The 6,832-nt window shown below is 50.7% G+C and carries 9 protein-coding genes; 7 read left to right on the forward strand and 2 right to left on the reverse strand.

Going from position 1 to position 6,832, the window contains the following annotated elements:
- Position 1: 1 nt before the first annotated feature.
- Together AAY72_RS07115 and AAY72_RS07120 are read right to left on the reverse strand one after the other, a co-directional pair.
- Positions 2-973, reverse strand: a complete 972-nt coding sequence (locus tag AAY72_RS07115) for a KpsF/GutQ family sugar-phosphate isomerase (protein WP_057786377.1) — start codon at positions 971-973, stop codon at positions 2-4.
- Between the two features lie 10 nt (positions 974-983).
- Complete coding sequence (locus AAY72_RS07120; RefSeq protein ID WP_082628957.1) at positions 984-1,961, reverse strand: calcium/sodium antiporter; 978 nt, start codon at positions 1,959-1,961, stop codon at positions 984-986.
- A gap of 273 nt (positions 1,962-2,234) precedes the next feature.
- Here AAY72_RS07120 and mlaF point away from each other — a divergent pair, with 273 nt between their 5' ends.
- The 7 genes from mlaF to murA all read left to right on the forward strand — a co-directional run bounded on the left by mlaF (position 2,235) and on the right by murA (position 6,779).
- Positions 2,235-3,038, forward strand: a complete 804-nt coding sequence (gene mlaF / locus AAY72_RS07125; RefSeq protein WP_008984621.1) for a phospholipid ABC transporter ATP-binding protein MlaF — start codon at positions 2,235-2,237, stop codon at positions 3,036-3,038.
- Entirely contained in the window at positions 3,035-3,817 is a 783-nt protein-coding gene (mlaE, locus tag AAY72_RS07130; RefSeq protein WP_008984620.1) for a lipid asymmetry maintenance ABC transporter permease subunit MlaE, read from the forward strand. Before mlaF ends, mlaE begins: the two co-directional genes overlap by 4 nt.
- A 3-nt stretch (positions 3,818-3,820) precedes the next feature.
- The gene (mlaD, locus tag AAY72_RS07135) at positions 3,821-4,285 is read left to right on the forward strand and encodes an outer membrane lipid asymmetry maintenance protein MlaD (protein WP_008984619.1); all 465 of its coding nucleotides are present in this window, start codon (positions 3,821-3,823) and stop codon (positions 4,283-4,285) included.
- On the forward strand, positions 4,285-4,950 hold the full coding sequence (locus AAY72_RS07140) for a phospholipid-binding protein MlaC (RefSeq protein WP_057786379.1): 666 nt from the start codon (positions 4,285-4,287) through the stop codon (positions 4,948-4,950). Before mlaD ends, AAY72_RS07140 begins: the two co-directional genes overlap by 1 nt.
- A 72-nt stretch (positions 4,951-5,022) precedes the next feature.
- A complete protein-coding gene (locus tag AAY72_RS07145) occupies positions 5,023-5,247 on the forward strand; it encodes a lipid asymmetry maintenance protein MlaB (protein ID WP_231728920.1) in 225 nt (74 codons plus the stop codon).
- 9 nt (positions 5,248-5,256) lie between these two features.
- A complete protein-coding gene (locus tag AAY72_RS07150; protein WP_057786381.1) occupies positions 5,257-5,514 on the forward strand; it encodes a BolA family protein in 258 nt (85 codons plus the stop codon).
- 8 nt (positions 5,515-5,522) lie between these two features.
- Positions 5,523-6,779, forward strand: a complete 1,257-nt coding sequence (murA, locus tag AAY72_RS07155) for a UDP-N-acetylglucosamine 1-carboxyvinyltransferase (RefSeq protein WP_057786383.1) — start codon at positions 5,523-5,525, stop codon at positions 6,777-6,779.
- The last annotated feature ends 53 nt before the right edge of the window (positions 6,780-6,832 follow it).

A 6,832-nucleotide genomic window follows, 5' to 3' on the forward strand; every position in this document is an offset into this window, starting at 1 on the left:
GTCAGAGAACTCCCGCTTTTAGCAGGTCATGCATATTCATCGCGCCGATGGGTTTACGGGTGGCGTCAACAATCACCAAGCCATTGATTTTTTTCTGTTGCATAATATTCAGCGCTTCGGCTGCCAGCATATCGGCTTTGGCGGTAATGCAGTTGACTGTCATCACTTGCTCAATTAGCGTGGTATGAATATCCAGCCGTTGATCCAAAATGCGGCGTAAATCGCCATCGGTAAAGATGCCAGCCAGACTGCCATCGTTATTAACAATGGTCGTCATCCCCAAGCCTTTTTTAGAGATTTCCAGCAGCGCGTCCTTGATAGTGGCCCGGCGGGTGACAATAGGCACCAAGTCTCCCTGATGCATCAAATCTTCTAATCTCAGCAGTAGCTTACGCCCCAAACTACCGCCAGGGTGTGACAGTGCAAAATCATCAGCAGAGAACCCGCGGGCATCCAGCACTGCCACCGCTATCGCATCGCCCATCGCCAGTGTCGCTGTTGTACTGGCGGTGGGCGCTAATCCCAGTGGGCAGGCTTCCTGAGTCACGGCTACGCAAATATGCACATCAGCCAGCTTCGCCAGCGTCGACTCAGGTTTGCCGGTCATGGCAATCAGTGGAATACCCAAACGCTTGATCACCGGCACTATGGTCAGTACTTCGCTGGTCTCGCCGGAATTGGAAATGGCAATCACGATGTCGTTGGCGGATAACATGCCCAGATCGCCGTGGCTGGCTTCACCGGGGTGCACAAAGAAGGCGGGTGTACCGGTTGAGGCCAGGGTCGCTGCAATTTTGTTGGCAATATGCCCGGATTTGCCAATTCCGCTGACGATCACCTTGCCTTTGGCTTGCAGGATCAACTGGCAGGCGTGTTCGAAATCCGCATTCAGATACTGTTCCAGCTGCCTTACCGCTTCAGCTTCGATTCTTAAGACCTGTAAAGCTTGAGCACGAAACGTTTCAAAAACCATAGTGTTGTTCTTATGCCAATTGGGTAAATAATAAATATTGATAACCGATAAAGCCGCATAGTAACACGCCGCCTTCCAGGCGATTAATGCGTTGTTGACTGCCCAGGCGCACCGACATAATTAACATCGCCAGCGTCGCGGCAATCATCACGTAGCTATCGCGGGTGCCGGCATTTAAATCTAAACTGCCCGGGCCAATGACCGCGCCCAGACCCAGCACTGCCAGTATATTAAATACATTAGAGCCGATGATATTGCCAAGGGCTAAGTCATCTTCACCTTTCAAAATGCCAATCACGCTGGCAGCTAACTCGGGCAGGCTGGTGCCAATCGCAATGATGGTCAGGCCGATCACCAGATCGCTCATTCCGGCATAGCGGGCAATAGTTACCGCACCATGAACCAAGAGTTGTGAGCTGGCAAGTAGCAATACCAGCCCGGCAACAATCCAGAATGCGGCCTTGATATTTGAGGTGGCTTCAGGGACTTCTTCTTCCAATTCGGCGATCAGCGGGTCATCAGGGGTCGCATGTTTGCCAAAATAAACCAGTAACGCGATAAAACCAACAAAGGCAGCTAGCAGTATCATACCTTCAGCCCGCGTTAAGTTATGGTCTGATATCAAATAATAGCCAAGTAGCGTAAAAACAATCAGCAGCGGGAATTCCCGCTTTAGGGTAAGAGACGCCACGGCGATCGGTTTTAGTAAAGCGGCGACGCCGATCACCAACAAAATGTTGGTGATGTTAGAACCCAATGCATTACCTACGGAGGTATCCAGGCGGCCTTGCGCGGCAGCCGTAGCGGAGACCAGCATTTCAGGCGCGGAGGAGCCCATGGCAACAATAGTCAGGCCGATAATCATCGGCGAAATACCACTGTTACGTGCCACTGATGAGGCGCCAAACACAAAACGGTCAGCGCTCCAAATCAGCAGCACCAGGCCAACGACGACAAAGATGATGGCTAACAACAAAGGTGATATCATAGTGTCCGGTTTAAGGCTGTGTAACGAGAAAGGTATTTTCCCGCTTCTTGCCGTGAAATGCAAAAAAACCTCCGCTGTTATGGGCATAGCGGCTGGTTTTCGAATTTACGCATACTTTGTTACGAATTTTTGTAACCACTCTAACTGCAATCCCGTTTACAATAATACAACGTTGCGACAGCAGTGATTGAAAACATACATGAATGTATGTAATTATGGCGACCTGGGTAGCTGACAGACTGCCGGTGAGTAACCGGTGATTGGGGGAAAAAGTTGTCTGACATATTAATTGACATTCAGCACCTGAGTTTTTCGCGTGGTGAGCGGCAGATATACCGCGATATGAATATGCAGGTGCAGCGCGGTAAGCTCACTGCCATTATGGGGCCCAGCGGTATTGGTAAAACGACCCTGTTGAAGTTGATTGGTGGTCAGCTAAAGCCTGACAGCGGCAACATCTTGTTCGAGGGGCAAAATATACCGGCGCTGTCGCGGGCTGAACTGTATCAGGCGCGGAAAAAGATGAGCATGCTGTTTCAAAGCGGCGCGCTATTTACGGAAATGACCGTTTTTGACAACGTCGCCTTCCCGTTGCGTGAGCACACCAAGCTGTCTGAATCGCTGATCCGGCGCATCGTGCTGATGAAGCTTGAGGCGGTCGGCTTACGTGGTGCGAGGGATCTGATGCCAGCCGAGTTGTCAGGTGGTATGGCCAGACGTGCTGCCCTGGCCAGAGCGATTGCGCTGGATCCGGAGCTGATTATGTACGACGAACCTTTCGCCGGTCAGGATCCTATTTCGATGGGGGTGATTGTCCGGCTGATCCGGGAGTTGAATAACGCCCTGGGCTTAACCTCGGTAGTGGTATCGCATGATGTTACCGAAGTGATGAGTATCGCAGATTACGTCTATGTGGTTGCCGATAAAACGGTCATTGGCCAGGGCACGCCGGAACAGTTAAGACAGGATCCATCGCCACTGGTACAGCAGTTCCTGCGCGGCGAAGCCGATGGGGCGGTGCCGTTCCATTATAAAGCGGCGGCTTATGAGGATGAATTAATGGAGCTGACAAGGTGATCGCTGACAGATTACAACAGATCGGTCAGCAGGCAATAAATTCGGTACGTGGTTTTGGCCGCGCCGGATTGATGCTGGCGGGTGCGCTGATCGGTAAACCCAACCTGCGGAAAAATTTTCCGCTACTGGTGAAACAGCTTTATGTCGTGGGTGTGTTATCCCTGCTGATTATTCTGGTTTCGGGATTATTTATCGGTATGGTTTTAGCACTCCAAGGCTATAACGTGCTGGTAAAATTCGGTGCCGAAGGCATGTTGGGGCCCTTGGTGTCATTAAGCTTGCTGCGTGAGCTGGGCCCGGTGGTAACAGCGCTGCTGTTTGCTGGCCGTGCCGGTAGCGCCTTGACGGCAGAGATCGGCCTGATGAAAGCAACCGAGCAGCTGTCCAGTATGGAAATGATGGCGGTAGATCCATTGCGGCGGATTATTGCACCGCGCTTTTGGGCTGGCGTGATTTGTATGCCATTACTGGCGCTGATTTTTAATGCTGTCGGTATTCTGGGTGGCCACCTGGTTGGGGTGGAATGGCTGGGTGTTGATGCCGGAAGTTATTGGTCGGCGATGCAGGCAAATGTCGATTTGTATCAAGATGTGATGAACGGCGTGATTAAAAGCGTCGTCTTTGCCTTGGTGGTGATTTGGATTGCCCTGCATAAAGGCTACGACGCTATTCCTACTTCGGAAGGCATCAGCCGGGCGACGACAGAAACGGTTGTCACGGCCTCTCTGGCTGTATTGGGTTTTGACTTTATATTAACCGCTGTAATGTTTGGTGGATAAAAAATGACCACGCGTAAATTAGAAATCTTAGTAGGTGGCTTTATCGTTTTGGCGTTTGCTGCCTTTTTATTACTGGCACTTCGGGTGGCGGATACCGGTTTCGGTGGCGCGTCACAAAGTTATAAGTTGTATGCCAAGTTTGACAACATCGGTGGTTTGAAAGTGCGTTCACCGGTAAAAGTCGGCGGCGTTATTGTTGGCCGGGTCAGTGCTATCGAGCTGGATCGCGTGACTTATACCCCAGTGGTAACGCTGGATATTAACACCGAATACAATAACTTTCCGGAGACCAGTTCGGTTGCCATCCTGACTTCAGGTTTGTTAGGGGAACAATATGTCGGCCTGCTGCCAGGCTTCGTCGATGATACGGTACAGATGTTACGGGAAGGCGACATGATTGAAGACACCCGCTCTGCAATAGTATTGGAAGAGCTGATTGGCCAGTTTTTATTTAATCGGGGGAATTGATGAAACATCTGATTCGTAAATGCGGTGCGGCCTTATTGTTGGCTGCAACCATGGTATTACCTGCGCAAGCTACGGAAACCTATACCGATCCCTACAAGTTGATTGAGACAGTAGCGGATAAAACCTTTAGCCGGATCAAAGCAGACCAGCCACTGATCCAGCAAGATTTAGAGCATCTGCGGGTGATCGTGGTCGAAGAGCTATTGCCTTACGTCGATAGCCGTTATGCGGCTGGCACTGTAGTGGGCCGGGCGGTTGATATCCGCCAGAATCCGGAAGCTTTTAATGCTTTCGTCAAAGCTTTTGAGCAGTATATGATCGGCTCTTATGCCGGTGCTTTAACCTACTACAAAGAGCAGAAGGTGATTATTGAGCCGTCGCAGCCGGTGGGTAACCAAACGATTTTTACTATCAGAACCCGCGTTGTTGATCCGGGCAAACCTGACATCGTGATTGATTTTAAATTACGCCGGCCACGCAATGCGGAAACCTGGCTGGTGATTGATATGATCGCCGAAGGTATTTCATTACTCGATAGCAAGCGTGCTGAGCTGAGTAATCTGATCCGGCAACAGGGGTTGGAGCGGGTAACGGCGTTGCTGCAGGAAAAAGCCAAAGAGCCAGTTAAGATCCCTGAACAGGATCCCGCCCGGGCATCGGAGTAAGTTGTGTCATTAAGCATAACTCAGCAACAACAGCGGTTGGAATTTAAAGGCGAGCTTAATCGGGACACGTTAATGATGTATTCACCTTTTACATTGTTAAATAAGCTCTCTGGCAAGGTAACCTTTGATTTCTCCGCCCTAACCAATGTAGACTCAGCCGGGTTAGCCTGGCTGATCGAACAAGTAGCGCGAGCCAGAACAATGAATTTGCAAATTGAAATCCAGCATGTTCCGGCTCAGCTCTTATCCCTTGCCAATGTGAGTGCCGTAACTGCGATTTTGCCCATAATCGATTAAGGTGTAGTTATGGATCTACAACAGATAGAGCAGCTGCTAACAGAGCAGCTGCAGCTGTCCGAAGTTTATGTAAATGCTGATGGTTCCCACTACGCAGTAACAGCGGTAGGCAGCTGTTTTGCTGATGTTAGTCGGGTTAAACAGCAACAAATGGTGTACGCGCCGCTGATGCAGGCGATTGCCGACGGCAGTATCCATGCGCTCAGCATTAAAACCTTTACGCCAGAACAATGGCGCAGAGAAAAATTGTTAAACCCACCGCTCTGAGACTTTTTATGCAACAGTTCCTAGTTACAGCCAACGGCCCACTGCAAGGTGAGGTGGTTATTTCGGGTGCCAAAAATGCTGCGCTGCCAATTTTATTTGCTGCCTTGCTCGCTGAACAACCAACAACGATTAGCAATGTTCCGCGTTTAAAAGATATTGAAACTACGCTGAAGTTATTACAGCTGTTCGGTGCCACCGTATCGCACGAAGCCGATGTGGTAAAGGTGGACGCCAGCCAGATCACTAATCAGTTTGCACCTTACGAGCTGGTGAAAACCATGCGCGCCTCCATTCTGGCGCTTGGACCGCTGTTAACCCGCTTTGGACAAGCAGAAGTGTCCTTACCGGGTGGTTGCGCCATTGGTGCCCGGCCGGTAAATTTACATATCGATGGCCTGCGCAAAATGGGCGCAGAAATTTCGGTAGAAAACGGCTATATCAAAGCCCGCGCCAGTCGTCTGAAAGGCGCCCATATCGTGATGGATATGGTCAGCGTAACGGGTACCGAGAATCTGATGATGGCCGCGGTGTTGGCTGACGGTAAAACCATTATCGAAAACGCCGCACGTGAGCCGGAAGTCGTTGATCTGGCGGTCTATCTGAACAGCCATGGTGCTAAAATCAGTGGCGCTGGTACCGACACCTTAGTGATTGAAGGCGTACCGGCATTACATGGTGGTACGCACAAAGTGCTGCCAGACCGGATTGAAACCGGTACTTTCCTGGTTGCTGCAGCAGTGACCAAAGGCGATATTATCTGCCGTAACGCCGCGCCAGCCGATTTAGAAGTCGTGCTGGAAAAACTGCGCGAAGCCGGTGCCGAGGTTACAACGGGTGAAGATTGGATCCGCCTGAATATGACAGGCCGTCAATTGCTGTCGGTTGATGTAAAAACCGTACCCCATCCCGGCTTTCCGACCGATATGCAGGCACAGTTCACCGTATTGAATGTGGTAGCAGAAGGTGTTGGTGTTGTGACTGAAACTATCTTTGAAAACCGCTTTATGCATGTGCCTGAGTTACAACGGATGGGCGCCCGCATTCGGTTAGAGGGTAATACGGCGGTGTGTCAGCACAGCCCGTCGTTAAATGCGGCGCAGGTGATGGCGACCGATTTACGGGCGTCGGCCAGTCTGGTAATTGCGGGTTTAGTGGCGCAAGGCACAACCGTCGTTGATCGTATTTATCATATCGACCGCGGTTACGAGCGGATTGAGCATAAATTGCAGGGCTTGGGTGCGCATATCCAGCGTATCAACGCCTAGTTTAAACTCTCCACACAATAAACCCAGCCGTCGTGCCTGTCTCTTATACACAA

This window comes from Alishewanella sp. WH16-1 (genome assembly GCF_001441695.1).
In the GTDB taxonomy this organism is placed as follows: domain Bacteria; phylum Pseudomonadota; class Gammaproteobacteria; order Enterobacterales; family Alteromonadaceae; genus Alishewanella; species Alishewanella agri.

What these genes read in the sequence shown, in the direction of transcription:
- AAY72_RS07115 (WP_057786377.1), bottom strand. Translation starts at nt 973, where the DNA reads ATGGTTTTTGAAACGTTTCGTGCTCAAGCTTTACAGGTCTTAAGAATC.
- AAY72_RS07120 (WP_082628957.1), bottom strand. Translation starts at nt 1,961, where the DNA reads ATGATATCACCTTTGTTGTTAGCCATCATCTTTGTCGTCGTTGGCCTG.
- mlaD (WP_008984619.1), top strand. Translation starts at nt 3,821, where the DNA reads ATGACCACGCGTAAATTAGAAATCTTAGTAGGTGGCTTTATCGTTTTG.
- AAY72_RS07140 (WP_057786379.1), top strand. Translation starts at nt 4,285, where the DNA reads ATGAAACATCTGATTCGTAAATGCGGTGCGGCCTTATTGTTGGCTGCA.
- AAY72_RS07145 (WP_231728920.1), top strand. Translation starts at nt 5,023, where the DNA reads ATGATGTATTCACCTTTTACATTGTTAAATAAGCTCTCTGGCAAGGTA.
- AAY72_RS07150 (WP_057786381.1), top strand. Translation starts at nt 5,257, where the DNA reads ATGGATCTACAACAGATAGAGCAGCTGCTAACAGAGCAGCTGCAGCTG.
- murA (WP_057786383.1), top strand. Translation starts at nt 5,523, where the DNA reads ATGCAACAGTTCCTAGTTACAGCCAACGGCCCACTGCAAGGTGAGGTG.